General features: G+C 72.1%; 19 protein-coding genes and 1 pseudogene. 17 read left to right on the forward strand and 3 right to left on the reverse strand.

Annotation, left to right across the window (positions count from 1 at the left end; translation table 11 throughout):
* The 5 genes and pseudogenes from ABD665_RS07815 to ABD665_RS07835 form a co-directional block, all read left to right on the forward strand.
* Window positions 1–4,342: fibronectin type III domain-containing protein (locus ABD665_RS07815; RefSeq protein WP_344741700.1), on the forward strand; the 4,342-nt coding region annotated here is incomplete at its 5' end.
* A gap of 419 nt (window positions 4,343–4,761) precedes the next feature.
* Window positions 4,762–5,001: pseudogene (locus ABD665_RS21660) on the forward strand (DapH/DapD/GlmU-related protein); the annotation flags it as partial.
* Window positions 5,002–5,201: 200 nt separating this feature from the next.
* Entirely contained in the window at window positions 5,202–6,632 is a 1,431-nt protein-coding gene (locus ABD665_RS07825) for an O-antigen ligase family protein (RefSeq protein WP_204911480.1), read from the forward strand.
* 3 nt (window positions 6,633–6,635) lie between these two features.
* On the forward strand, window positions 6,636–7,217 hold the full coding sequence (locus ABD665_RS07830) for a hypothetical protein (RefSeq protein ID WP_204911479.1): 582 nt from the start codon (window positions 6,636–6,638) through the stop codon (window positions 7,215–7,217).
* The gene (locus ABD665_RS07835; protein ID WP_204911478.1) at window positions 7,214–8,557 is read left to right on the forward strand and encodes a polysaccharide biosynthesis protein; all 1,344 of its coding nucleotides are present in this window, start codon (window positions 7,214–7,216) and stop codon (window positions 8,555–8,557) included. Before ABD665_RS07830 ends, ABD665_RS07835 begins: the two co-directional genes overlap by 4 nt.
* A 161-nt stretch (window positions 8,558–8,718) precedes the next feature.
* On the opposite strand, the gene ABD665_RS07840 is transcribed toward ABD665_RS07835, so the two are convergent.
* Window positions 8,719–10,089, reverse strand: a complete 1,371-nt coding sequence (locus ABD665_RS07840) for a DUF222 domain-containing protein (RefSeq protein WP_204911477.1) — start codon at window positions 10,087–10,089, stop codon at window positions 8,719–8,721.
* A 229-nt stretch (window positions 10,090–10,318) separates the two neighbouring features.
* Window positions 10,319–11,755 carry a sugar transferase gene (locus ABD665_RS07845; RefSeq protein ID WP_344741714.1) on the reverse strand — a complete coding sequence of 479 codons (1,437 nt, stop codon included), beginning with the start codon at window positions 11,753–11,755 and terminating at the stop codon, window positions 10,319–10,321.
* A gap of 334 nt (window positions 11,756–12,089) precedes the next feature.
* Here ABD665_RS07845 and ABD665_RS07850 point away from each other — a divergent pair, with 334 nt between their 5' ends.
* The 8 genes from ABD665_RS07850 to ABD665_RS07885 all read left to right on the forward strand — a co-directional run bounded on the left by ABD665_RS07850 (window position 12,090) and on the right by ABD665_RS07885 (window position 20,415).
* Window positions 12,090–12,953, forward strand: a complete 864-nt coding sequence (locus ABD665_RS07850) for a GDSL-type esterase/lipase family protein (protein ID WP_204911475.1) — start codon at window positions 12,090–12,092, stop codon at window positions 12,951–12,953.
* Between the two features lie 178 nt (window positions 12,954–13,131).
* Window positions 13,132–13,446 (forward strand): hypothetical protein, encoded by a 315-nt coding sequence (locus tag ABD665_RS07855; protein WP_204911474.1) that lies wholly within the window; start codon window positions 13,132–13,134, stop codon window positions 13,444–13,446.
* A 102-nt stretch (window positions 13,447–13,548) separates the two neighbouring features.
* Window positions 13,549–14,823, forward strand: a complete 1,275-nt coding sequence (locus tag ABD665_RS07860) for an ROK family transcriptional regulator (RefSeq protein ID WP_344741717.1) — start codon at window positions 13,549–13,551, stop codon at window positions 14,821–14,823.
* Window positions 14,820–16,370 (forward strand): ATP-binding cassette domain-containing protein, encoded by a 1,551-nt coding sequence (locus ABD665_RS07865; protein WP_204911473.1) that lies wholly within the window; start codon window positions 14,820–14,822, stop codon window positions 16,368–16,370. The genes ABD665_RS07860 and ABD665_RS07865 overlap by 4 nt, the downstream gene beginning before the upstream one ends.
* Window positions 16,367–17,431 carry an ABC transporter permease subunit gene (locus ABD665_RS07870; RefSeq protein WP_204911472.1) on the forward strand — a complete coding sequence of 355 codons (1,065 nt, stop codon included), beginning with the start codon at window positions 16,367–16,369 and terminating at the stop codon, window positions 17,429–17,431. The genes ABD665_RS07865 and ABD665_RS07870 overlap by 4 nt, the downstream gene beginning before the upstream one ends.
* Before the next feature lie 76 nt (window positions 17,432–17,507).
* Entirely contained in the window at window positions 17,508–18,581 is a 1,074-nt protein-coding gene (locus ABD665_RS07875) for a substrate-binding domain-containing protein (RefSeq protein ID WP_204911471.1), read from the forward strand.
* A gap of 44 nt (window positions 18,582–18,625) precedes the next feature.
* Entirely contained in the window at window positions 18,626–19,633 is a 1,008-nt protein-coding gene (locus ABD665_RS07880) for a TIM barrel protein (RefSeq protein ID WP_204911470.1), read from the forward strand.
* Between the two features lie 116 nt (window positions 19,634–19,749).
* The gene (locus tag ABD665_RS07885; RefSeq protein ID WP_204911469.1) at window positions 19,750–20,415 is read left to right on the forward strand and encodes an acVLRF1 family peptidyl-tRNA hydrolase; all 666 of its coding nucleotides are present in this window, start codon (window positions 19,750–19,752) and stop codon (window positions 20,413–20,415) included.
* Between the two features lie 42 nt (window positions 20,416–20,457).
* Here the strand turns inward: ABD665_RS07885 and ABD665_RS07890 are convergent, their stop codons facing one another.
* Entirely contained in the window at window positions 20,458–21,177 is a 720-nt protein-coding gene (locus ABD665_RS07890) for a DUF998 domain-containing protein (RefSeq protein ID WP_204911468.1), read from the reverse strand.
* A 57-nt stretch (window positions 21,178–21,234) separates the two neighbouring features.
* On the opposite strand from ABD665_RS07890, the gene ABD665_RS07895 reads away from it, so the two are divergent.
* The 4 genes from ABD665_RS07895 (at window position 21,235) to ABD665_RS07910 (ending at window position 26,042) form a co-directional block, all read left to right on the forward strand.
* A complete protein-coding gene (locus ABD665_RS07895; protein WP_204911467.1) occupies window positions 21,235–21,870 on the forward strand; it encodes a WHG domain-containing protein in 636 nt (211 codons plus the stop codon).
* Between the two features lie 126 nt (window positions 21,871–21,996).
* The gene (gene lon / locus ABD665_RS07900) at window positions 21,997–24,342 is read left to right on the forward strand and encodes an endopeptidase La (RefSeq protein ID WP_344741722.1); all 2,346 of its coding nucleotides are present in this window, start codon (window positions 21,997–21,999) and stop codon (window positions 24,340–24,342) included.
* Window positions 24,343–24,718: 376 nt separating this feature from the next.
* Window positions 24,719–25,120: a MarR family transcriptional regulator gene (locus ABD665_RS07905; RefSeq protein WP_204911466.1), complete on the forward strand. Its 402-nt coding sequence runs from the start codon at window positions 24,719–24,721 to the stop codon at window positions 25,118–25,120.
* 463 nt (window positions 25,121–25,583) lie between these two features.
* Window positions 25,584–26,042 carry a MarR family transcriptional regulator gene (locus ABD665_RS07910; RefSeq protein WP_204911465.1) on the forward strand — a complete coding sequence of 153 codons (459 nt, stop codon included), beginning with the start codon at window positions 25,584–25,586 and terminating at the stop codon, window positions 26,040–26,042.
* Window positions 26,043–26,235: the final 193 nt, after the last annotated feature.

Consider the following 26,235-nt stretch of genomic DNA (forward strand, 5'->3'; position numbering starts at 1 on the left):
GCCGACCCCGACCGCCACGCCGACCCCCACCCCCACGAACGCGGTGGGCCAGGGCACGTACGAGAACGACGACCCGGCGGTCACGCTCAACGGCACCTGGACGAAGACGGCCTCCAACCAGGACTCGGGCGGCTCGACCAGCGCCCTCAGCACCGCCGGCTACGCCGAGCTCACCTTCAGCACCTCCGGCGTCCGCTGGATCACCCGGCTCAACAGCTACTCGGGCATCGCGGACGTCTACCTCGACGGCGTCAAGAAGGCCAGCGTCGACCTCTACTCCTCGACCACCAAGGTCCAGCAGGTCGCGTACGAGGTCACCGGCCTGCCCGAGGTCCCGCACACCATCCGGATCGTGCGCACCGGCACCAAGAACCCGGGCTCCAGCAGCCCGAACATCGCCCTCGACGCCTTCGTCGCCCCCGACGTCCACGCCCCGGCGGCCCCCCTCGGCCTCACCACCACCGGAACCGGACCCAAGGTGAACCTGGGCTGGACCGCGAGCCCGGAGCCCGACCTCGCCGGCTACAACGTCTACCGCGCCACCGGCACCGGCACCTTCACCAAGATCAGCACCGGCCTGGTCACCACCCCGACCTTCGCCGACGACGGGCTCGTCCCGGGGACCGCGTACGCCTACCAGGTCAGCGCCGTCGACACGGCCGGCCTCGAGTCCGAGCGCAGCGCCGTCGCGGGCCTGACCACGAGCATCAACGCGGTGGGCCAGGGCACGTACGAGAACGACGACGCGGCCGTGACGCTGAGCGGCACCTGGACCAAGACCGCCTCGGCCTCCGACTCGGGCGGCTCGACCAGCAGCCTGAGCGGCGCCGGCTACGCCGAGCTCTCCTTCAGGACCTCGGGCATCCGCTGGGTCACCCGGACCAACACCTACTCCGGGATGGCCGACGTCTACCTCGACGGCGTCAAGAAGACGACCGTCGACCTCTACTCCTCCGCCACCAAGACGCAGCAGGTCGTCTACGAGGTCGCGGGTCTGCCGGAGACGCCGCACACCATCCGGATCGTCCGCACCGGCACCAAGAACGCCAGCTCCACCAGCACCGCGATCATGCTCGACGCGTTCGTCGCGCCGGACATCTACCCGCCGGCCGCGCCCGCCGGGCTCGGCTCCAGCGCCGACGGCACCAAGGTCACGCTGGGCTGGACCCCGGGCACCGAGCCGGACCTCGCGGGCTACAACGTCTACCGCGCCACCGGCACGGGCACCTACACCAAGATCAACACGGGCCTCGTCACCGGCGCCACCTACCTCGACGACACCGCCGCCCCGGGCACCGCGTACGCCTACCAGGTCACCGCCGTCGACACCTCGGGCCTCGAGTCGGTCCGCAGCACCGTCACCGGCCTGACCACGACGATCACCCCGGTCGGCCAGGGCACCTACGAGAACGACGACCCGGCCGTCACCCTGAACGGCGCCTGGACCAAGACCGCCTCCAACCAGGACTCGGGCGGCTCGACCAGCAGCCTCGCGGGCACCGGCTACGCCGAGCTCTCGTTCAACACCTCCGGCATCCGCTGGATCACCCGCTACAACACCTACTCCGGCATCGCCGACGTCTACGTCGACGGCGTCAAGAAGGCCACGGTCGACCTCTACTCCTCGGCCACCAAGACCCAGCAGGTCGCGTACGAGATCACCGGCCTGCCGGAGACGCCGCACACCATCCGGATCGTCCGCACCGGCACCAAGAACGCCAGCTCCACCAGCAACGCGATCATGGTCGACGCCTTCGTCGCGCCGGACATCCACGCACCGTCCGCCCCCGCCGGCCTGCAGTCCAGCCTCTCGGGCGCCGACGTGAACCTCACCTGGAGCGCGAACCCGGAGCCGGACGTCGCGTCCTACCGCGTCTTCCGCCTGGGCGGCACCACCACCACCCGGACGCAGGTCGGCACCACCACGGCCGACGTGCAGAGCTTCACGGACAAGGCCCGCCGACCCGGCGTGACCTACACCTACGACGTCGTCGCGGTGGACACCTCCGGCAACGCCTCCGACGCCTCCGACACCACGACGCTGACCCTGCCGATCGAGGCCCAGCCCGCCGGCGTCTACGAGAACGACGCGGACGCCGTGACGCTGAACGGCCCCTGGTCGGTCGTGTCCTCGAACATGGACTCGGGCGGCGGCTACTCCACCCTGAACGCGGCCGGCTACGCCGAGATCTCGTTCACCACGAGCGGCATCCGCTGGGTCTCCCGCACCAACACCTACTCCGGCATCGCCGACGTCTACCTCGACGGGGTCAAGAAGGCGAGCGTCGACCTCTACTCGGCCACCACGAAGTACCAGCAGGTCGTCTTCGAGGCGAGCGGGCTCACCGAGACCCCGCACACCCTGCGGATCGTCCGGACGAACACCAAGAACGCCGGCTCCACCAGCACGGCGATCATGCTCGACGCCTTCGTCGCGCCGGACATCTACCCGCCGGCCGCCCCGCTGGACCCGGTGGCCGCCCCCGGCCGGGGCAACGCGCTGCTGGGCTGGGACGCGAGCCCGGAGAGCGACGTCGTCGGCTACCGCGTCTACCGCGCCCTCGCCGACGGCCCGATGACCGCCGTCACCTCGGCGCCGGTCACCGGCACCACGTACAGCGACGACGGCCTGCAGCCGGGCGCCACGTACCACTACCAGGTCACCGCGCTCGACGCGATGGGCAACGAGTCGCCGCAGTCGACGGTCGCCGACGTCACCGTCACGATGAAGGCCGTCCCGGCCGGCGTCTACGAGGACGACGACTCCGACGACATCCTCTTCAACGGGGCCTGGAGCCGGACGGCCTCGACCGGTGCGGGCACCGACAGCGGCAGCTCCTTCTCCACCCTGAACGCCGACGGCTACGCGGAGATGTCCTTCTCCACGAGCGGCATCCGCTGGCTGGCCCGGACCAACAGCTCCTCCGGCCTGGCCGACGTCTACATCGACGGGGTCAAGCAGACGACGGTCGACCTCTACTCCTCCACCACCAAGTACGCCCAGAACGTCTTCGAGGTCACCGGCCTCACCGAGACGGGCCACACCATCCGCATCGTCCGGACCGGCAACAAGAACGCCGACTCCGTGGGCCGCAACATCACGCTCGACGCCCTGGTGGCCCCGGACATCTACGCCCCCGGCGTCCCGACGGCCCTCAAGGCGACCGGGACCCGGACCGGCGCCAAGCTGACCTGGACGAAGAGCACGGCGGACGACGTCGCGAGCTACCGCATCTTCCGGCGCGGCACCGGCTCGACCACCGACGTCCTGGTCGGCACGACCACGGCGGACGCGACCTCCTTCGCCGACGTCGGCCTCGCCGACGGGGGCAGCTACACCTGGAGCGTCGTGGCCCGCGACACGTGGGGCAACGACTCCATCGCCTCGCTGCCGACCTCGTTCACCAACGGTGGCGACCCGTACGCGGCCTTCCCGCAGCGCTACGCCACCTGCCCGACCGCCACGGTCACCGTCTCCACCCGGGCCCAGCTGCTCTCGGCGGTCGCGTCGGCGACGGCCGGGACCGTGATCCGGCTCAACCCGGGGACGTACGGCGCCAACATCGACGTCGCCGCCAACGGGACGCCCGACAAGCCGGTCTGGATCTGCGGGCCGCGCACCGCGGTGATCGACAACGCCGACACCACCAAGGGCTACGGGTTCCGCGTCAACGGGGCGTCCAACCTGGTGATCGCGGGGATGACCGTCCGCAACGTGCAGAAGGGCGTGGCCGTCCTCTACAGCAAGGCGGTCACCGTCGCCGACCTCCGGGTCGAGACCATCGGCGACGAGGCCATCCACCTCAAGAACCAGACGACCGACAGCACCGTGATCGGCAACTCCATCTCGACCACGGGCCTCAACGCCGCGGGCTACGGGGAGGGCGTCTACATCGGCACCGCCGAGGGCAACTGGTGCCTCTACAACAGCTGCGCACCGGACACCAGCGACCGCAACCTCGTCGCCTTCAACGACATCAGCGGCACGACCGCCGAGCCGATGGAGGCCAAGGCCGGCACCAGCGACGGCACGATGTGGAAGAACACCCTCGACGGCGCGGCGATCACCTCGACCGACACCGACAGCCTCGTCCAGGTGATGGGCAACGGCTGGGTCGTCGCCGGCAACAAGGGGACCCACGCCCCCGAGGACGCCATCCAGGTCTGGAACACCACGGCGGGCTACGGCCAGAACAACATCGTCTACGGCAACGCCATCGCCGACGCCCTGCCGGGCTACGCGGTCCGGATGCCCTTCAACGACGGCGGGAACGTGGTCGGCTGCGACAACGCCGCCCCGGCAGCCTCGCTCGGGATGAGCAACAAGAGCTGCCAGAACTGACCCCGGACCGGCCGGGGCGTCCCGTCGGGGGAACCGCCCCAGGGCCCGGCCGGACCGGTGCGGACGCCGGCACCGGCGCAGGTCTCCTGCGCTAGTGTCGGCGTCTCGCCACGCCCCCGCCCGTCGTCCCCCGCACCCCCAGGAGCACCGTGCCCAGTCTCGTCAGACGGCTCCCCCGGTGGTGGCGGTGGCGGGCCCTCAGCCGGATCAAGGGCCCGGTCGAGGCCGCCCGCGAGCTCGGCGTCACCATCGGCGAGGGCTGCCGGATCTACTCCCTCCAGATCAGCTCGGAGTGGGAGCTGCTGACGATCGGCAACCGGGTCACGGTGTCGAGCGACGTCACCTTCATCACCCACGACGGGGTCGGCTGGCTGTTCCCGGACGAGCAGGGCCGCCGGCACTACTGGCTGGCGCGGATCGAGATCGGGGACGACGTGTTCGTCGGGGCCGGGTCGACGATCATGCCCGGCGTGCGGATCGGGAACCGCTGCGTCGTCGCCGCCGGCTCGGTCGTGACGAAGTCGGTCCCCGACGGTTCCGTGGTCGGCGGCAACCCGGCCAGGATCATCGGCACGTACGACGCCCTGGCCACGAAGGTCGCCGAGTGGCCGACCACCCGGGAGGTGGCTCCGGGCTTCAAGCCCGAGCTGCAGCGGTGATCCTGGCCACAGCCCTCCCGGCGTCGCGCAGGAGGTCGGGCCCGATACCGCGGATCAGGTTGACAGCGCAACCCCCGGGAGCGAGGCTGAGCGCGCAGCGCGGAGCCGCCGACGTCACCGACCGGGCGCCCAGCGGCCCTCGCCGGCCACGGGGCCGGCTGTCCGGCGAGCGCACCTGTCACCGATCGAAGGCCTGACCCATGTCGAACGTCCGCCCTGCGGCTGAAGCGTCCCGGGCCCTCCTGCTGGTCCCCCTCGCGCTCGTCGCGATCGTCGTCGTCGCGCTCGGCACCATCGCCGCGTCGTCGCCCACCCTCACCCTGGCCATCGTCGGCGTCGCCGTCCTCGTCGTCGCCGCGTGCCTGCCCTCCTGGCTGCTGCCCAGCGTCAGCCTCTGGCTCTTCGCGCTCCTGCCGGTCGGCTACCTGATCGGCGTGCCGAACGTCGTGGGCCGGTTCTACACCCCCGCCGTCGTCGTGCTGCTGATCTGGCTCGTCCGGCTCGCCGTCACGCGCGGGCGCCGGTCGTTCGTCCGGTCCCTGCGCTGGCTCGTCCCGGTCTTCGCCGTGCTGCTCGTGCTGTCGTACATCGGCCTGAGCCCGTCGCGCAGCGTGAACTGGCTCATCGTGGTGGCCATCGCCATCGCGCTGCCCGCCGCCCTCGCGCCCGCGATCGACGACCGGACCTCGACCACCCTGCTTCGCTCCTGGTTCGTGCTCGGCATCGGCCTGTCGCTCGTCGCGGTCATCGAGTCCCTGCTGCAGACGAACCCGCTGTCGCCGTACTACAGCTTCGACCAGCACTGGGCGCTCTACCGGGTGAGCACCACGCTCGGCCACCCGCTGATGAACGGCACGTTCTTCTCCATCACGGCCTGCCTCGCGGCGTTCACCATGACCCGCGCGAACGGACCGCGCGGCACGGCGTTCATCTGCTTCGCCGCCTGCGCGCTCGCCGCCGGCCTGACCGGCTCGCGAAGCGGCGTGTACGCCCTGGTCAGCGGCCTCGCGGTCGGCCTGCTCGTCACCCTGGTCTCGGGGCGCACCAGCATCGCCAACAAGCTGCTCGGCATCGTGCTCGGCGTGGTCGCGCTGGTCGTCCTCCCCGCGCTCCCGACCATCGCCGGCCGCGCGGGCAGCGCCGAGGGCGCCGCCTCCAGCCTCTACCGCGACTACGTCGTCCGTCTCGCCGGCCGGCTCTTCCTCGAGCGGCCGATCGTCGGCTACGGACCGGGCAACTCCGCCATCGCGACCGCCCAGTCCGGGGCCGTGCTCCCCCTCGAGAACTCGGTGCTCGGCACCCTGGTCAGCGGTGGCGTCATCGGCACGGCCGCCCTGCTCGTCATGGTCGTGATCGTCATCGTGCGGGTCGCCCGCAGCGGTCGGGCGGACGGCATCGCCGCCATCGCCGCGTACGTCGTCGCCGGCGCCGCCTTCCCGCTGTGGGAGAGCAACCCGGCGGCCCTCGTCGCGGTCGGCCTCATCGTCATCGCGACCAAGGCGAGCGCCCGCGAGCGGCAGACCGACGAGGTGACCGCCTCCGGGCTGCGCGCGCCCGGGCTGGCGGAGGCCGTACGCGCGCCGCGAGGAGCCCGGCCGTTGACCACGCCCGTCGCCGCGCGGGTGCGCTGACCGATGATCTCGACGCACGCCGACTACGAGCGCTACCTGCGCGACGACCTCACGGCCGCCGGGCTGTCCCGCTGGACGTTCGTGCAGCGGTTCCGTCGGCCGGAGGTCCACTACCTGCGGGTGCTCCGGCGGGTGGAGCTCCTCCTCGCGCAGCCCGGCATCGTCGCGCGGGTCCAGCGGTCCTGGCACCGCTGGCACCTCCTGCGCCTGTCGACCCGGCTCGGGCTGACCATCCCGCCCAACGTCTTCGGACCGGGCCTCGGCATCGCCCACTACGGCAGCATCGTCGTGCACTCGCGGGCCAAGGTCGGTGCCTGGTGCCGGATCAACTCGGCGACGAACATCGGCCTCAGCCCGAGCGGCGTGCCCACCATCGGGGACTACTGCTACATCGCCCCCGGCGCCGTGATCTACGGCGGCATCACCATCGGTGACCGGGTCGTCGTCGGCGCGAACGCCGTCGTCGGGCGCGACGTGCCCGACGGCGTGACCGTGGCCGGTGCCCCCGCCCGGGTCGTCTCCCAGGCGGACTCGGCCGTGATGATGCCCGACTTCGTCCCCGTGCCGCGCCCCACCCAGCCATGAGCGCGGCGACGCCGACGCCGAAGGTGCGGTCCCGCTCGGACGTGCTGACGACGGGCGTCGCGGCGCTGGTCCTCTTCCCCGGCTTCGCGTTCTCCTTCGTCCTGTCCTGGCTCGTCGGGACGTCCCGCAGCGACGAGCTCCTGCTGGCGGCGTCCGTGTCCCTCACGCTCACCAACGTGGTCGGCAACGCGATCGAGGCCAACAGCGTCGCGGAGATGGGCCGCCTCATCGGTCGCGGCACCCCGCCCGGCCGGCAGGTGCTGCGCTCCTACTCGCGCCGGATCTTCCTCTTCGCCCTCGCCACCTGCGTGGCCGTCGGGCTGCCGCTGACCATCGTGTACGCGTTCCGCCGGACCGACCCGTACCAGTTCGCCGCGCTCGCCGGCGTCATGCTGCTGATGGCGCTGGTCGGCGGCGTCTCGAGCGCGTTCTCCGGGCTCAACATCGCCCACGGGCGGGTCGCGCTGCCGATCAGCCTGCAGTCACTGCGCACGGTCGTGCCGATCGTCCTCGTGCTGGCCTGGCCGACCGCCCCGCTGTACGTCTACGCCGCCGGCTTCGTCCTCGGCGAGCTGGTCCGGCTCACCATCCTCTACCGCACCTCCCGGCGCCTCCCCTCCAGCGACGAGGCGTCGACCATCCCGACCCGCGGGCTGGTGTGGCAGTCGGCCTCCGCGCTGACCGCCCAGTCCGGGCCCGTGACGGACCGCATCTTCCTCGCCCGCAGCCCCGTCGGCTCGCTGTCGTCGTACGAGATGGCGGACAAGCTCTTCTTCGCCGCCTCCCAGGTCGTGAACCTCGGCCTCGTCGTCCGCCGCCTCTCCCGCTGGGCCCGGCTCCCCAGCTACGAGCCGGCGGCCGGGCGGGCGATGTTCCGCAAGGACTTCGGCATCCTCCTCGCCGTGAACGTCGCGGTCGGCCTCGTCGGCTCGGGCGTCTGCTTGCTGGCGAGCACGTTCGACTTCCTCCCCTCGCCCTGGCTCCAGGGCCTGCGGTGGGGCGCGATCCTCTTCCTCTCCATGCCGTTCAGCCTCTGCATCTCCTGCGGCGGCCGCATGCTGATCATCGCCCGTCGGCAACGGCTGCTCGTGTGGTTCGCGGCGACGTTCGCCGTGCTGAACGCCCTGGCCGACTGGCTGTTCTTCGTGCTCTTCGGCCCGATCGGCATCCCGATCGCCACCGCCCTCGTACGGCTCATCTCGGCGATCCTCTACCTGATCGTCGTCACCCGGCTCCTCCCCCAGATCATCGGCTCGGACCTCCCGCCCGCGGACAAGGAAGAGACGGAAGCCGCCACGGCCTACGTCGACGCCGAGTCCATCAGCGGCGACCGCGCCTGACGCGCCGCTGACGGCTCGCTTCCTGAGCAGCTGCGCGCCCGGCCGCGACCGGTCAGCCCGACTGCTGGCCCCACGCACGCGCGGTGGGGCGCGGTCGAGCCAAGGTCGCCCACCCGTCCGACCGCAGGTACCGGACGAACCGCACCAACCCGCCCGACCCATCACCGCCGCAGCACCTCGCCCCGCTGCCGGGCGAGGACGCGGACGTTGCGCAGTGGCCGCTGGTCCGGGTCGACCCAGCGCGGTGGCACCCACGCAGGCAGCCCGTCGACCATGAGGCACGTCCAACCCCGACCCGCGAAGTTGTGGTGGTGCCACGCACACAGCAGGGTCAGGTTGTCGAGGTCCGTCGCGCCGCCGTCGACCCACGCGGTGACGTGGTGGCGTTCGCACCACTCCGGTGGTCGGTCGCAGCCGGGGAAGCTGCAGCCGCCGTCACGGGCGACCAGGGCCATCGTCTGCCCGGGTGTGGCGAGGCGGCGGCTGCGGCCGAGCTGGAGGACCACGCCGGTCGGGCTGACCAGGGTCGGGTAGACCTCGGCCTCGTCGGTCAGGTCGACGACTGTTCCGCCGGACAGGACGGTGCCGTCGCTGGTCACGCCCCACCGCCGGCGCGCGACGAGGTCACCCTCGGGGATCGTGACGATCACCGTGCTCGGCGTCCCGCCCGCGTCGGGCAGGGTCCCCGACCGCAGCAGCCGGTCGCAGACCTCTTCCAGCGCGTCGTGGGTGCGCTGTCCGTGGTGTCGGGGATCGTCCTGCTGGACCTCACGCCCGTCGTCCAGCACCACCGTCGTGAGCCGCGGCTTCGCGAGCGGACCTAGGACGGCCCGCAGCTTCGCCCCGACCGGCCCGGTGAGTCGTCCCTCGACCGACCACATCCCGTCGCGCAGCCGCGTGAACGCCAGGTGCCGCCGGTCCTGGTTGAGGTCCTCCTGGGGTCGGGTGCCGTCCGGGTCGATCCGCTCCACGACCTGCTCGGCCAGGGTCCGGAGCTCGCGCGGCGGGAACACCGCCGCGAACTGGGCCAGCAGCCCGTCCGCCGCCTCCAGGTCCGCCGGGTCGAACCCCCGGTGCTCCACCTTCGCCAGCGCCCGCAGGCACACGTCGAGCTGCTCCGGCGACGCCATCCCCGCGCGCTGCACCCCGGCCAACGCCGGACGCAGCGGCTCAAGCGGCTCGCCGGTCATCGCCACCCGCACGCCCAGCGCCTCCGCCGCCCGGACCCGACGGGCCGCCTCACCACGCGAGAGCCGCAGGGCCCACGACAGCTCGGCGGTGACGTTCGGCTGGGTCAGCTTGGCCGGGAGGTTCCGCGCCTCGACGTCGCGGACGACACGGTGGTCGACCAGGGCCAACCCGTTCCGCACGCGCTCCAGGTCCTGCAGGAACCGCACGAACCCCTCGTCGTCCAAGACGTCACACCCGCCCGCCTCCACCGCCTCGACCAGCCCGTCCACAGCGGAGCGGAACGCATCGAGGGCGCGGTCGACCGACGTCGCCTCCCGCTCCTCGACCCCCGCGATCCCCATGAGGCGAACCTACGGACACCCTCTGACAGTTTTCGATCAGGTGTTCGACTCGCTAGGTCGTGCTGCTCCGGGTTCGGCAGGCGCGTCACGACTCGCGCGCCCTTCGACGAGCTCAGGGAACGTGACTGGACTCCTCGAGAAGGTCACAGCACAACGAGAACCGCCCGCCTCCTGAACCCTGCGTACGGGTCCGGGAGACGGGCGGTGCGGTCTCGGTGAGGCTGAGCCCCTAGTAGGCCCCGCTGGACCCGAGGACGGCGGCGACGGTGCGCCAGATGATGACCAGGTCCTGGAAGAGCGACCAGTTCTCGACGTAGTAGAGGTCGAGGCGGACCGACTCCTCCCACGACAGGTCGGAGCGTCCGCTGACCTGCCACAGGCCGGTGATGCCGGGCTTCACGAGGAGCCGGCGGTGCACCATGTCGGAGTAGGTCATGACCTCGTCGCGCAGCGGCGGGCGAGGCCCGACGATGCTCATCTGCCCGGCCAGCACGTTGAAGAGCTGGGGCAGCTCGTCGAGGCTGAAGCGCCGCAGCACCTTGCCCAGCGAGGTGACCCGCGGGTCGTCGCGCATCTTGAACAGCGGCCCGGCGCCCTGGTTGAGGTCCAGGAGGTTCATCCGGACCTTGTCGGCGTCCTGCCGCATCGAGCGGAACTTGAGCATGCCGAACGGCTGCCCGTTCAGGCCGATGCGCTCGGAGCGGTAGAAGACCGGGCCCGGGCTGGTGACCTTGACGAGGATCGCGATGACGATCATCACCGGCGAGAGCAGCGTGACGGCCAGGGCGGCACCGAAGGCGTCGACCGCGTGCTTGCCGAACTTGCCCGCCCCGCGGTACTGCGGCTTGTCCACGTGCAGCAGGGGCAGACCGGCGACCGGTCGCACCTGGAGGCGCGGGCCGGCCACGTCGACGACGCCGGGCGCCACGACCAGGTCGGTGCCGGTGGCCTCGAGCTGCCAGGCCAGGGCCCGCATGCCCTCGTTGCCGAAGAACTCGGTGTTGCTGACCGCGACCATGTCGGCCTGGGTGGCCTCGACGGCGTCGATCACGGTGGACTCGTCGCCGAGCACCGGTACGTGGTGGCCCTCGATGTCCAGGACGCGGCCGGCGTGGCCCCAGCCCGGCTCGCACACGCCGACGACCCGGAAGCCCGCGTTCGGGTCGCGCTCGAAGACCTTGGCCATCGCCACGGCCGCGCGGTGCGACCCGACGACGAGCACGCTCGACAGGTAGCGACGCTGCGCTCGCTGCTTGTGCAGCCAGCTGCGCCACAGCTTGCGCTGGACGAGCAGCAGGATCAGGCCGACCGGGAGGGCGACCAGCAGGTAGCCGCGGGCCAGGTCGAGCTTGAGCAGGTACGCGAGGATCGCGACGGTCCCGAACAGCGCGAACGACGCGTGCGCGATCCGGCGGTACTCCTCCGGGCCGGAACCGACGATGCGGCTCTCCCGGGTGTGGAAGACGCTCAGGGTCAGCGCCCAGAGCACGATGAGGACGACGGAGACCAGCGAGTAGCTGACCAACGAGGCGCGGAGCAGGACGGCGTCACCGGTCACACCGAAGCGGGCCACCTGGGCGGCGACGACGGCGAAGACGATGACGATCAGGTCGCCGACGGCGAGTCGGGCGCGGTAGGCCTCGATCCAGCGCGACGCCGGAGGCACCGTGCTGAAGCCCGTCCGGGCAAGGATGTGATGAGGGGCCAGAGGCCTCGGATCGATCTGGGTCACGTCGGTCAGCGCTTCTCCCCGAAGATGGTGCCCACGAGTCATCCCTAACTCGTGCTGGTCCTCGGACGCACGCACGCGGTGACTCTCGAGCTCCGGGGAAGGCCCGCACCGGCGACAACGAAGTCATCTCCGGCAACGCCCTCACCTTAAAGGAACCTGGGTCACCCCACAAACGTTCTGCCGGTGACGGCCGTCATACGCCTCCGGGCCGCGCCGGTGCCCCCGAGGGACTAGCCTTCGCGTCGTCCTTAGCCTCAGGAAGAACCGGATGGTCCACGTCGTCGCCCTTCTCCACCACGCCCTCGGGCAGCGGTCGGTGGGCTCGACGGCAGGGACCGGGGTGGCGGACCACGAGCGCAGCGACCACGGTGGACGTGGCCGGCGGCGTACGGGACGGGCTCCACGCAGGGTCCTCGCCGCCGTCGTCGGGGTCGCCACGCTCGCACTGGGCACCGCGTGCAGCCCCACGCCGAAGCCGGCCCCCGAGCCGACCTGCGCAATGCCGGACCCCATGCCCGCGCTGGCTCCCGGCAGCCTGACGCTCCCCGCGCAGCCCCGGGTGCTGGTCCTGGGCGACTCGTACACCGAGGGCTACGGCGCCGAGCCGGAGACGAAGGGCTGGGCCTACCTGGTCGGCAAGCCGCTCGGGTGGAAGGTCACGGTCGACGGGATCGGCGGCACCGGCTACCTGAACCCGGGCCCGCACAACGAGGGCAACTACCTCCAGCGGTTGCCCAAGCTGCAGGGTCGTACGTTCGACCTGGTCGTGCTCCAGGGCGGCTCGAACGACCGGGACGCCACCTACCCGGTCCTCCAAGACGCCGTGACGCGGACCATCGACACCGTCCGCGCGGAGTTCCCCGGCACGAAGATCCTCCTGCTCGGTCCCGCGACCCCGTACGGGAAGCCTGACGAGCCGCGCATCACCGCGCAGTGCGTGCTCGCCGGCCACGCGGTCGCCCAGGACCTGCCGTTCGTGGACCCGCTCGGGGAGGCCTGGTTCGTCGACGGCGACGGCGACCGCTACGCCAACCCCGTGAACGGGCACCCGAGCAACGCCGGCTACAAGCGGATCGCCGCTCGCTTCGAGACCGACGTCCGCGTCCTCCTGGGCGAGACCAAGCCCTCCTGAACCCTGGGGCGGCGACCCACGCTAGACCCCGCTCCCCCTCGGCGCCAGACCCGCGAACCGACCGTTGCGGCCCGGCGCCGTGCCCCGCGACCCTGGGGGCTCCGACGGGCACCGACCGGCCAGCCCGGGTGACCGGTCAGCACCGCACCGGCGCCGTCGCCGGCAGGAGGGGGTCCCCGTGACGTACGGGATCATCACCCAGGTCGCCGCGCCCGCCGAGCTGTACGACGGCATGCACCGGCAGCTGCTGGACCACGTGGGCACGGCGGTCGAGGGGCTGCTGCTGCACGTGGCGCGGGCGACGCCGACGGGGTTCCAGATCATCGAGGTCTGGTCGTCGAAGGAGCTGCTCGACCGCTACAACCGCGAGCTCGTCTGGCCCCTGCTCGCCGCGTCCGCCGGCGTGGGCTCCGCGCAGGAGGTCCCGCGGCCGGTCGAGGAGGAGTTCGAGGTGCGGGGCCTGGTCCTGCCCTCGGCCGGGTTGGGGTTCTGACCCGTACGGCTCCGGCGACGCCAAGAAGCAACCCGCCCGAGGTCCTTGACGCGCCCACAGCCGGCTCTTAGTTTGTTGGCCCAACAGACAAAGGAGCCTGTTGTGCTGAACCCTGCCAGACCGACGCTGGCCGATGCGGGTGCATCGGCCGGTCTCCTCGCGGTCCGGCGGCACAACCTGGCCCTGGTCATGGCGCACCTGCGGGCCAGCGGCGCCCGCAGCCGGGCGACCATCGCGGCCGAGACCGGCCTGAACAAGGCCACCGTCTCCAGCCTGGTCGCCGAGCTCGTCGAGCGCGGGCTGGTCGCCGAGGGCGAGACCGAGCGCGGGGCGGTCGGCCGGCCCTCGCAGCAGGTCGACCTGCACGGCGGGGCCTTCTTCACCGTCGGCGCCGAGGTCAACCTCGGCTACCTCGCCGTCGTCGCCCTGAACGTCCGGAGCGAGGTCCTCGCCGAGCGCTGGGTGCCGGTGGCGGCCGACGAGGTCGGCACGCGGGTCGTGCTCCCCCGGCTCGCGGCCCTGGTCCTCGAGGTCGCGGCGGAGCTGACGGCGGCCGGGTCGGAGCTCGTCGGCGTCACGCTGGCCGTCCCCGGGCTGGTCGAACGTTCGACCGGGCGCGTGCTCGGCGCCCCCAACCTCGGCTGGTCGCAGACGCCCGTCGTCGAGACGATGCGCACCCTGCTGGGCGACCCCGCCTGGCCCCTGCTGCTCGACAACGAGGCCAACCTCGCCGCGCGGGCGGAGGTCGGGTCCGCCGGCCGGGCCGGGGTCAGCGACCTCGTCGTGCTCACCGGCGTGGTCGGGGTCGGCGCCGGCGTCGTGGCCGCCGGTCAGCTCCTGCGGGGTCGGCGCGGCTTCGCCGGGGAGGTCGGCCACCTCCAGCTCGACCCGGGCGGGCGCCGGTGCGGCTGCGGCCGGCGCGGCTGCTGGGAGACCGTCGTCGGCCTGGACGCGCTGCTCGCGGCCGCCGCCGACGGGGACGACCCGGTACGCGGACCGGGCCTCGACGTCGTGCAGCGCATCGGCACGGTCACGGCGCGGGCCGCCGCGGGCGACGCCCGGACGCTGGGCGCGCTGCGCGGCACGGCCGAGTGGCTCGGCCTGGGAGCCGGCATCCTCGTCAACCTCTACGACCCCGAGGTGCTCGTGCTGGGCGGCTACTTCGCCCTCCTCGGGCCCTGGCTCGCCGAACCGCTGACCCGCAGCCTGCCCGACCGCGTCTTCGCCCCCGCGCGCGGCGGCTGCCGCGTCGAACCCTCCGCGCTCGGGTTCACCGCGGCCGCCCGCGGTGGGGCCCTCGAGGCGATGAGCCGCATCTTCGACGACCCCACGGTCGTGGCCACGACCGCACCCGTCCCGGCAGGAGCACCGGCATGACCGTCGCACCGAACGACCCGGCACCTCCCGCGGACGCGGGGCCACCGCCGCTGCTGGAGATGCGCGGCATCCTCAAGCGGTTCCCCGGCGTCCTCGCGCTCGGCGGGGTCGACCTGACGGTTCGCGCGGCCGAGGTGCACTGCCTGCTGGGCCAGAACGGGGCCGGCAAGTCCACCTTGATCAAGGTGCTGTCGGGCTCGTACCAGCCCGACGGCGGCGAGATCCGCTGGGAGGGGCGCCCGGTGACCTTCCCGACGCCGATCGGCGCGATCAAGGTCGGCATCTCGACGATCTACCAGGAGCTCGACCTGGTGGCCGACCTGTCGGTCACCGAGAACATCTTCCTCGGCCACGAGCTGTCCACCGGCGGCTTCACCCGTCGGCACCAGGCCGCCACCCGGGCGCGGGAGCTGCTCGCGCGGATGGGGCACAGCGGCATCGGGGTCAACCGGTCGGTCGGCAGCCTCTCCCCCGCCTCGCAGCAGATCGTCAGCATGGCGCGGGCGCTCTCCCACGACACCCGGCTGCTGATCCTCGACGAGCCGTCCGCCGTGCTCGACGCGGGCGAGGTCGAGAACCTCTTCCGCGTCGTCCGCGGCCTCGTCGCGCAGGGCGTCGCCGTCGTCTACATCTCCCACCGGCTCGAGGAGATCCGGCAGATCGGCGACCGGATCACGGTCCTCAAGGACGGGTCCAGCGTCGCCACCGACCTGCCCGTGAGCGAGACCCCGACGCGCGAGCTCATCCGGCTGATGACCGGCCGCTCGATCGAGTACGTCTTCCCGCCCCGGACGAACGAGCCCCGGGGCGACGCCGCGCCCGTCCTCGAGGTCGACGCGCTCGAGCGTCGCGGGCTCTTCTCCCCCGTCACCTTCTCGGTCCACGCGGGCGAGATCCTGGGCCTCGCCGGGCTCGTCGGCGCCGGGCGGTCGGAGGTCGTCGAGACCCTGTACGGCGCCCGTCGCGCCACGGCCGGGACGGTCCGCGTGAACGGCCGGACGATGCCCAACGGCTCGGTCGCGGCCCGCGTGGCCGCCGGCGTCGGGCTGTGCCCCGAGGAGCGCAAGAGCCAGGGCCTGCTGCTCGACGAGTCGGTGGCCTCCAACATCACCATCTCCACGCTGCAGCGGTTCTCGAGGGCCGGCTTCCTCGACCACGCCGCCGAGCGGGTGGCGGCGCGGGAGATGACGGAGTCCCTCGACGTCCGACCGGCCGGGGTCGACCGGGCCGTCCGCACGCTGTCCGGCGGCAACCAGCAGAAGGTCGTGCTGGCCCGCTGGCTGCTGCGCGAGTGCAAGGTCCTGCTGCTCGACGAGCCGACGCGCGGCGTCGACATCGGCGCGCGGACGGAGATCTACACGCTCGTCCGGGCGCTCGCGGACTCGGGGGTGGCCGTCGTGGTCGTCTCCAGCGAGGTGGAAGAGGTCCTCGGCCTGGCCGACCGGGTCCTGGTCATGCGGGAGGGCGCGGTGGTCCACGAGGCCCCCGCGTCGACCCTCGACGAAGCACAGGTCCTGGACCTGGTCATGGAAGGAGCACCCGCATGAGCGAGCCCGAGACCGCGGTGGTCGGTCGCGCCACCCCCTCCCCCGGCGCCCAGCCGCCGTCAGCGAGGCCGACGAGGACCTCGGACCGGGACGGCGGCGGGATCGCCCACCTGCTGCGCACCGCGGCCGGCCGGAACCTCGGCCTGGTCGTCGCGCTGCTGGTGCTCTGCGTCGCCGGGGTGGTGACGGGCGGCGACCGCTTCGCCGACCTCAACAACGTCCTGACGATCCTCCGGCTCGCCGCGGTCATCGGCGTCGTGAGCGTGGGCCTGACCTTCGTCATCACCGGCGGCGGCATCGACCTGTCGGTCGGCGCGATCGTGGCCCTCAGCTCCGTGTGGTGCACGACCCTGGCCACCCAGACCATCGCGAACGACAGCACCTGGCTCGTGATGGTCTTCGCGGCCCTCGCCGTCGGCGCCGGCTGCGGGCTGGTCAACGGGGTGCTCGTCGCGTACGGGCGGATCGTCCCGTTCATCGCCACCCTGGCGATGCTCGCCGGCGCCCGCGGGCTGGCCGAGATCATCTCCAACCGGCGCACCCAGATCGTGAACGTCCCCGCCTTCGTCTCCGTCCTCGACGCCGACGTGCTGGGGATCCCGGTGCTGGTCATCCTCTTCGCCGTCGTCGCGGCGATCGGGTGGGTCGTGCTCAACCGGACGACGTTCGGGCGCCGCACCGTCGCCGTCGGCGGCAACCCGGAGGCCGCGCGCCTGGCCGGCATCCGCGTCCAGCGGCACACGATGTACCTCTACGTGCTGCTCGGCCTGTGCTGCGGCGTCGCCGCGCTGATGCTGGTCGCCCGCACGACGACCGGCAGCTCGACGCACGGCACCCTCTACGAGCTCGACGCCATCGCGGCGGTCGTCATCGGCGGGACCCTGCTGTCCGGCGGGCGCGGCACCATCGTCGGCACCGTGCTCGGCGTGCTGATCTTCACGACCCTGTCGAACGTCTTCACGCTCAACAACCTGTCCGTCTCGGCCCAGTCCGTCGTGAAGGGCCTGATCATCGTCGCCGCCGTCCTGCTCCAGCAGCGGCTCGCGGCCCGCAAGACCTAGCCGCACGACCCGTACGACCGCACGGCCCGCAGCACCCAGCGACACCAGACCCGTTCACCGTCGAAAGGAAGTCTCCATGTCCGCACGTCCGTCCGGAGGGCTGCGCCGCAGCCTGCTCGGCACCGCCACCGTCCTCTCCTGCACGGCCCTGCTCGCGGTCGCCGGCTGCACGAGCAACACCCCGGCACCCGCCGAGAACGCACCCGCGCAGAGCGCCCCCGCCGCGGGCGGTGGTTCCGGGAACGACGCGCCCGGCGACAAGGTCACCATCGGCTTCTCGGCCCCGTCCGCCGACCACGGCTGGATCGCCGCGATCACCGACAACGCCAAGAAGGTGGCGGCCGAGAACCCCGACGTCGAGCTCAAGGTCGCCGCCGGCACGAACGACGTGAACCTGCAGATCAGCCAGGTGGAGACCTTCATCAACGACAAGGTCGACGCGATCGTCATCCTCCCCTTCGACGGCGCGGCCCTGACGACCGTGGCGAAGAAGGCGATGGACGCCGGCATCCCGGTGATCAACGTCGACCGCGAGTTCAGCGACCCGAACGCCGCCCGCGTCACCGTCCTCGGCGACAACTACGGCATGGGCGTCTCGGCCGGGCAGTACATCTGCACCCAGCTGCAGGGCAAGACCGACGCCGTCGTCGCCGAGATCGCCGGCATCGACTCGCTGCCCCTGACGCAGGACCGCAGCAAGGGCTTCAAGGACGCGCTGTCGAAGTGCGGGCTGTCGGTCAACAACCGCGTGGCCGCCGACTTTACCGTGGAGGGCGGCGAGAAGGCCACCTCGAACCTGCTCCAGGCCGCGCCCAAGATCGACGCGATCTGGAACCACGACGACGACCAGGGCGTGGGCGTGCTCGCGGCCATCAAGAACGCCAACCGGAGCGAGTTCATGATGGTGGGCGGCGCCGGCTCTGCCAACGCCATGCGCGACATCCAGAGCGGCACCGGCGTGCTGAAGGCCACGGTCATCTACCCGTCGACCCAGGGCGCCGACGGCATCAAGCTGGCCCGCCTGCTCGTCCAGAAGAAGGGCCTGGGCGACCTGCCCGAGGTGGAGGTCCCCCGCAAGGTCCAGCTCTACGCACCGGTCGTCACCAAGGACAACGTCGACCAGTACCTCGGCACCGCCTTCGAGTCCTGAGCCGACCGGCCCCGACCCCGCACCCGCGAAGGAGCACGCAACCGATGACCCGACCGATCACCCTCTTCACCGGCCAGTGGGCCGACCTCCCCTTCGAGGAGGTCTGCCGCCTGGCGTCGTCCTGGGGCTACGACGGCCTCGAGATCGCCTGCTGGGGCGACCACTTCGACCCCTGGGCCGCGGTGGAGGACGCCGCGTACGTCCCCGCCAAGCTCGAGACGCTGAAGCGGCACGGCCTGCAGGTGTTCGCGATCAGCAACCACCTCAAGGGCCAGGCCGTCTGCGACGACCCGATCGACGCCCGGCACCGCGACATCCTGCCGGACCGGATCTGGGGCGACGGCGACGCCGAGGGCGTGCGGCAGCGCGCGGCCGAGGAGATGAAGATGACCGCGCGCGCCGCCCGCAAGCTGGGCGTCGACGTGGTCGTCGGGTTCACCGGGTCGTCGATCTGGAAGTACGTGGCGATGTTCCCGCCGGCGTCGCAGTCGCTCGTCGACGCCGGTTACGAGGACTTCGCGAACCGCTGGAACCCGATCCTCGACGTCTTCGACGCCGAGGGCGTGAAGTTCGGGCACGAGGTGCACCCCAGCGAGATCGCGTACGACTACTGGACGACGACGCGGGCGCTCGAGGCGGTCGGGCACCGCGAGGCCTTCGGCCTCAACTGGGACCCGAGCCACTTCGTGTGGCAGGACCTCGACCCGGTCGGGTTCCTCTGGGACTTCCAGGACCGCATCGTCCACGTCGACTGCAAGGACGCCAAGCTCCAGGTGGGCAACGGCCGCAACGGCCGGATGGGCTCCCACCTGGCGTGGGCCGACCCGCGCCGCGGCTGGGACTTCGTCTCCACCGGGCACGGCGACGTCCCGTGGGAGCGGTGCTTCCGGATGCTCAACACGATCGGCTACACCGGGCCGATCTCCGTCGAGTGGGAGGACGCCGGCATGGACCGCCTGGTCGGCGCCCCCGAGGCGCTGGAGTTCGTGCGGCGCCTCGCCTTCGACGCCCCCGAGGCCGCGTTCGACGCGGCGTTCAGCAACAAGGGCTGACGGCGGGGCCGGGGCCGGGGTGCGCACTTCCGCACCCCGGCCCCGGCGTGTCGGGTGCGCGAGCGCGCAGCCACGCACGAGCATCGCGCGGACCACCCCGGACGGAGGCGTGACCCGTGACGACCGAAGCACCTCGCACCACCGGTGACGGTGACCCCGGACGCGTCGTGCTGGTGGCCGCTGAGCGGCTGTCCGGCTGGGTCGCCCGCTTCGAGACCCGGCACGGCGTCGTCTCGACCGAGGAGAGCGACCGGGCGCTCGTCCTGGTCGCCGGCGACGGCGCCCGCGCGGTCGTCGAGGTCCCCTTCCCGCCGCTGCCCGAGGCTGCCGGGGTGCCCGGGCTCGTCGAGCACGCGCTCGCCGACCGGACCGTCGGGGCCGTCCTGGTGCGCCGCGGCGGCTACGCGGTCGGCTGGTTCGAGGGCCGCCGCCTGGTGGGCTCCAAGGTCGGCAGCTCGTACGTCCAGGGCACGACCAAGGCCGGCGGCTGGTCGCAGCAGCGCTACGCCCGGCGCCGGGCCAACCAGACCCGGGACGCGTACGCCGAGGCCGCCGGCGTGGCCGCGACCCTGCTCCTCCCCCACGTCGGCGAGCTGACCGCCGTCGTGGGGGGCGGGGACGCGGCCGGCGTGCACGCCGTGCTGGCCGACCCTCGGCTGTCCCCGCTCCGCGCGCTGCTGCTGCCCCGCGTCCTGCCGACCGTGGACCCCCGGCTCCGGGTGCTGCAGGCGTTCGGCGACCAGCTGCGCGAGGTCCGGATCACGCTCAGCGCCGACGCGTGACGCCGTCGGCCCTCTGACGGGGCACGCCCCGGCGGGAGCGGTTCAGGCGTCTCCGGTCGAGGAACGACCCGTCGTCGTCCTCGCCGCCAGGTGGAGGCCGGTGCGGATCTCGAAGAGCAGGAGGGTGTAGACGGACACGCGTTCGACGAGCCCGTTCGGGGCCGAGGTGCTGGTGGCGGTGACGAGCAGGGTGGCGGCCGCCACGAGCCCGAGCACCCCCAGGAGAGCGGCCGTACGTCCGAGCGCACGGGTCCCGGGCCGGCGCCGCCAGTGGACGCCGAGGACCAGGGCGAGGGTGTTGCCGCCGAGGATGGCCAGGGACGCGCCGGCGAAGTGCAGCACGATCGTGCCGTCGGCGGCTGCGGCGGTGGAGGTGTGGGTGAGCCCCACCAGCACGTACCCGATCCCCGCGGCGACGCCCAGGCCGAGGGCGGCGACCCGTGTCCTGCGCGGTGCCACGGCCCGGGTGACGGCGACGACCCCGAGCAGGAGCGCGAGGCCGCCGAGCACGAAGCCGGTGTTCATGAGCCAGGCGAGCGGGGAGTCGATGACCCGCCCCTGGAACGTGCCGGGGTCGGGCACCCCGAGGTCGCTGATCCAGTTCCTGGCGTAGCTGTAGGCGGGGTAGTCCCAGGCCCAGGCCGAGACGGCCTCGAGCGTGAGGAACACGAGCGGGCCGGCGACGAGCGCCGCGGCACCGGTGCGAGCGAGGGCGGTGCCGGGAGCGGGGGCGCTGGTGGCGGAGGGAGCCGGGGTGGTCACGAGCGCTACTTAACAGCGTTTATTTACGGCAGTCAAGACAGGGGTTACGGTGGCCCCATGACGCCGGCACCCGCTCCCACCCGGCGGGCCCGCAACCCTCGTGGCGCCGGAGCCGCCCTCGGTCTGCAGATCGTCGCGGCCGCTCTCGACACCGTCGACGACGCGGGCGTCCCGGCCCTCACGCTCCGCGGGCTGGCGCGGAGCATCGGCGTCAGCGCCCCGGCGATCTACGCGCACTTCGCCGACATCGACGCGATCCTGCTCGCCGTGGCGGAACGCGCCTTCGCCGACCTCGCGAACAACCTCACCGACGCCGCCGCCGCGGCTCCGCAAACCTCGGCGCGGCTGCGCGCGACCTGCCGGGCCTACCTCGACTACGCCGAGCGGCACCCGGGTCGCTACCAGGCCATGTTCGGCGGCCAGTGGGACGCGACGTCCGCCGTCGCCCGCAGCGCCGTCGAGCGGCACGCCGTCGAGGACCTCGGCTCGGACGTGATCGCGGTGTTCGCCGACGCCGTCCGGGCCGGCCGGAGCGACCCGGACCGAGATGACGCCTCCGTGACGACCGCCGTCACGACCTGGGTGCTGCTCCACGGCTACGCCCACCAGCGGCTCGTGGCCCGCGCCTTCCCCTGGCCGCCGGGGATGACCGAGCACGTGCTGGACACCGTGGTCACGGCCGCCTCGGGCTGACGCGTCCAGCACCCTGTTCGCCCCCAGAGGACGCCGGGAGGTGCGGGAAGAAATCGCCCGGCCACAGCCTTGAGTCGATGTCGCTCAACCACCACCTGGGCGACCTCGAACGGAGGCTTGACCCCAGTGACGACAACCGAACTCCCCATCCTCTTCCTGAACGACCTGGTCGTGCTCCCCGGCATGGTCGTGCCGGTCGAGCTCGACGACGCGACGAAGGCCACGATCGACGCGGCCCGCGCGCACAGCGACGACACGCTGCTCGTCGCCCCCCGTCTGAACGACCGCTACGCCTCGTACGGCGTGGTCGCCAAGATCGTCCAGCTCGGCCGCCTGCAGAACGGCGACCCGGCCGCGGTGCTCAAGGCCGACCGCCGCGTGAAGATCGGTTCCGGCGTCTCCGGCCCCGGCACCGCGCTCTGGATCGAGGCCGAGGAGCTCGACCCGGTCTTCGAGACCGACGAGATCCGCGCCCTGGCCGAGGAGTACAAGCACCTCCTCGTCGCGACCCTGCAGCGCCGTGACGCCTGGCAGGTCATCGACACCGTGAACAAGGTGACCGACGCGAGCGCCCTGGCCGACCTGGCCGGCTACGCGTCCTGGCTGAGCGACGAGCAGAAGCGCGAGCTGCTCGAGACCCCGTACGTGGTCGACCGTCTCCGCGTGCTCGTCGAGTGGGTCAAGAACCACATCGCCGAGACCGAGGTCAACGACAAGATCGCCGACGACGTCCGCGAGGGCATGGAGAAGAGCCAGCGCGAGTTCCTGCTGCGCCAGCAGCTCAGCGCCATCCGCAAGGAGCTGGGCGAGGACGAGCCCGAGGGGGCCGACGACTACCGCGGCCGCGTCGAGGCCGCCGACCTGCCCGAGGACGTCCGCAAGGCCGCGCTCCGCGAGGTCGGCAAGCTCGAGCGCGCCAGCGACCAGAGCCCGGAGTCGGGCTGGATCCGCACCTGGCTCGACACCGTCCTGGACCTCCCCTGGTCCGTCACGACCGAGGACTCCACCGACATCCGCGCCGCGCGCGAGGTGCTCGACGCCGACCACCACGGGCTGGAGGACGTCAAGGACCGCATCGTCGAGTACCTGGCCGTGCGGGCGCGTCGCGCCGAGCGCGGGCTCGAGCTCGTCGGCGGCCGCGGCTCCGGCGCCGTGATGGTGCTCGCCGGACCTCCCGGGGTCGGCAAGACCTCCCTCGGTGAGTCCGTCGCGCGCTCGCTCGGACGCAAGTTCGTCCGCGTCGCCCTCGGTGGCGTCCGCGACGAGGCCGAGATCCGCGGGCACCGGCGCACGTACGTCGGCGCGCTGCCCGGCCGGATCGTCCGCGCGATCAGCGAGGCGGGTTCGATGAACCCGGTCGTGCTGCTCGACGAGATCGACAAGGTCGGCTCCGACTACCGCGGCGACCCGTCCGCGGCCCTGCTCGAGGTGCTCGACCCGGCGCAGAACCACACGTTCCGCGACCACTACGTCGAGGTGGACCTCGACCTGTCCGACGTGCTGTTCCTGGCCACCGCCAACGTGGTCGAGAACATCCCGCAGCCCCTGCTCGACCGGATGGAGCTCGTCACCCTCGACGGCTACACCGAGGAGGACAAGGTGGCCATCGCCCGCGACTTCCTGCTTCCGCGGCAGCTGGAGCGGGCGGCGCTGACCGCCGACGAGGTGCAGGTCGACGACGAGGCGCTGCGCGAGGTCGCGGCCGACTACACGCACGAGCCCGGCGTACGCCAGCTCGAGCGGCTGCTGGCCAAGGCGCTCCGCAAGGCGACCACGCGGCTCGCGTCGTCCGGCGACCAGGACGGTCCGCTGGTGATCACCAGGGCGAACCTGCGCGAGTTCCTCGGGCGTCCGCGCTTCACCCCGGAGGCGCACGAGCGGACCTCGGTCCCCGGCGTGGCCACCGGCCTCGCGGTGACCGGCATGGGCGGCGACACCCTGTTCATCGAGGCCAGCGTGCTGCCGGCGTCGGAGGGCAAGGGCGGCGGCCTGACGCTGACCGGCCAGCTCGGTGACGTCATGAAGGAGTCGGCCCACATCGCCCTCTCCTACGTCCGGGCGCACGCCGAGCAGCTCGGGATCACCGACCCGAGCGTGCTCGACCGGCCGATCCACGTGCACGTGCCGGCGGGTGCCGTCCCCAAGGACGGTCCCTCCGCGGGCGTCACGATGGTGACCGCCCTGACCTCGATGGCGACCGGGCGACCGGTGCGCGGCGAGGTGGGCATGACCGGCGAGGTCACGCTGAACGGCCGCGTCCTGCCGATCGGCGGGCTCAAGCAGAAGCTGCTCGCCGCGCAGCGGGCGGGGCTGACGACGGTGTTCGTGCCGCAGCGCAACGCCCCGGACCTCGACGAGGTCCCGTCGGAGGTCACCGACGCGGTCGAGGTGGTCCTGACCACCGACGTCGCGACGCTGGTCACCGCCGCGCTCGAGCCGGCCGCGGCACCGGCCGTCACGGTCGCCGCCTGACCGTCACCCGGCGGTCGTGATCGGTCTCGAGACCGCAGCAGCGGGCCCGGCGTCCTCCTGGAGGGCGTCGGGCCCGTTCGTTCACGCACGAACGATTGATGCTTTGTCTATTGAGATGCTCGCTCATCTAGCAACTTCTTGGTATCGTCTTACTCGCAAGCAGGTAGTACGTCGGAGGAACTACCGGCTTCGGCCTTGAACGTGTCCTGCGGACTCCCGTTGGGGGAGAGTCCCAGGCCGTTCGGTCCAAGACCGCACCCGACAGACGTCCACGGACGTCCCTGCCTCAGGAGAGCGCATCCCCGACGACGACCTCACCGACGCCGTCCGGAACCTCCGCCGACTGATCCTCGCCGCCGAGCACTACCGCCAGTCCGTGTCGGTCTCGGTCGGGCTGGGGACGACCGAGAGCCAGGCGCTGTCCTGCCTGGCGCTGCACGGGGAGCGCGGCCAGTCCGACCTCGCCAAGGACCTGCAGCTGACGAGCAGCGCCTCCACGGCCCTCGTGGACCGGCTCGAGCGCCAGGGCGTCGCGGAGCGCACCCGGCACCCGCGGGACCGGCGGCGCACGATCGTCCGGCTCACGGAACGGGGCCGGCAGATCACCGACGAGAGCCGGCGCTGCCTGGCGCACGCGCTCCAGCTCCTCGGCCCCGACCAGCTCGTCGGGTTCTCCAGCGGTCTCGCGGCGGTCGCCGACGACCTGGACGAGGTCGCCCGGGGCCTGACCGCGGGCGACATCGACCCCGTCCCGACGCACGCCCTGCCGGCGACCTGACCGCTCGCTCGTCCGCGCGACGACGTCCTGTAGCGGCTATGTCCAGAAGTGGACATCAGAACGCCCCCGGGCCGTCGCCCGGCTCGTCTAACGTCATGGGTGTCGGACGAGGGCGATGAACCCCCGAGCATCGTCCTCGTCCGACCCCATGGGAAGTCCGTCTCTACCTGAACCCCCGAGCAGGTAGGTACGGACTTCCTTTGCGTCTGCCCCCGTGCGGATTCCGTCGCCGAGAAAGAACCGGCCGTGGGAATGCTCATCGGTCGAGAAACTTCGGCGCTAGAATCACCCGTGAAGCACGTGGTAGGTCGGAGGAACTGCGCTGCTTCGGTTGCCGGTCGTCCGAGGTCACGTCGCTGACGTCGCCCAGGGTCTCGGCAGTCGGAGATGTGGTGCACCTCGACGAGTCCCGTCGTGGTCGACCTCGCGACAGGAGACGCACATCAACATCGGAACTTCTGCGATGGATCAGGCCGTCCTGAACCTGCGCAGCCTCATTCTCGCCGGCGAGCGCTACCGGCAGGTGGTGGCCGGAGCGATCGGCCTGGGGACCACCGAGAGCCAGGCGCTCTCCTACCTCGCGGTCAACGGCAGCAGCGGCCAGTCCGAGCTCGCCCGCGACCTCGGGCTCACGAGCAGCGCGTTGACCGCGCTGGTCGACCGCCTCGAGCGGCAGGGCGTGGCCGAGCGGGTCCGGCACCCCCGCGACCGCCGCCGGACGATCGTCAGCCTCACCGAGCGCGGGCGTTCCGTGGTTGAGGAGAGCCACCGGTGGCTCGCCGCCACCCTCGAACGGGTCGACCCCCACGACCTGGAGCTGGTCTCCGCGTCCCTCTCCGTCATCGCCGCGGACCTGGCCACCCGGACGTCGGCCGACCGCGTCGACGACTGGGCCGACGCCACCCACGCGCTGCCGGCCTGAGCCGTTCCGCGGAAGCGTGTCAACAACAGGGCATGTCCGGTTGCTGACACCAGATCCTGAACTTCTCGTTCAGGCCGTGGCCTAAAGTAATTGCTGTCGGACGAGGGTGATGAACCCCCGAGCATCATCCTCGTCCGTCACACGGGAAGTCCGTCTCTACCTGAACCCCCGAGCAGGTAGGTACGGACTTCCT

It is taken from the genome of Microlunatus spumicola, from assembly GCF_039536445.1.
In the GTDB taxonomy this organism is placed as follows: Bacteria; Actinomycetota; Actinomycetes; order Propionibacteriales; family Propionibacteriaceae; genus Microlunatus; species Microlunatus spumicola.

Coding starts and splice junctions, on each gene's coding strand:
- ABD665_RS07825 (WP_204911480.1), top strand. CDS start 5,202: ATGTCGAACGTCCGCCCTGCGGCTGAAGCGTCCCGGGCCCTCCTGCTG.
- ABD665_RS07830 (WP_204911479.1), top strand. CDS start 6,636: ATGATCTCGACGCACGCCGACTACGAGCGCTACCTGCGCGACGACCTC.
- ABD665_RS07835 (WP_204911478.1), top strand. CDS start 7,214: ATGAGCGCGGCGACGCCGACGCCGAAGGTGCGGTCCCGCTCGGACGTG.
- ABD665_RS07840 (WP_204911477.1), bottom strand. CDS start 10,089: ATGGGGATCGCGGGGGTCGAGGAGCGGGAGGCGACGTCGGTCGACCGC.
- ABD665_RS07850 (WP_204911475.1), top strand. CDS start 12,090: ATGGTCCACGTCGTCGCCCTTCTCCACCACGCCCTCGGGCAGCGGTCG.
- ABD665_RS07865 (WP_204911473.1), top strand. CDS start 14,820: ATGACCGTCGCACCGAACGACCCGGCACCTCCCGCGGACGCGGGGCCA.
- ABD665_RS07870 (WP_204911472.1), top strand. CDS start 16,367: ATGAGCGAGCCCGAGACCGCGGTGGTCGGTCGCGCCACCCCCTCCCCC.
- ABD665_RS07875 (WP_204911471.1), top strand. CDS start 17,508: ATGTCCGCACGTCCGTCCGGAGGGCTGCGCCGCAGCCTGCTCGGCACC.
- ABD665_RS07880 (WP_204911470.1), top strand. CDS start 18,626: ATGACCCGACCGATCACCCTCTTCACCGGCCAGTGGGCCGACCTCCCC.
- ABD665_RS07895 (WP_204911467.1), top strand. CDS start 21,235: ATGACGCCGGCACCCGCTCCCACCCGGCGGGCCCGCAACCCTCGTGGC.
- ABD665_RS07910 (WP_204911465.1), top strand. CDS start 25,584: ATGGATCAGGCCGTCCTGAACCTGCGCAGCCTCATTCTCGCCGGCGAG.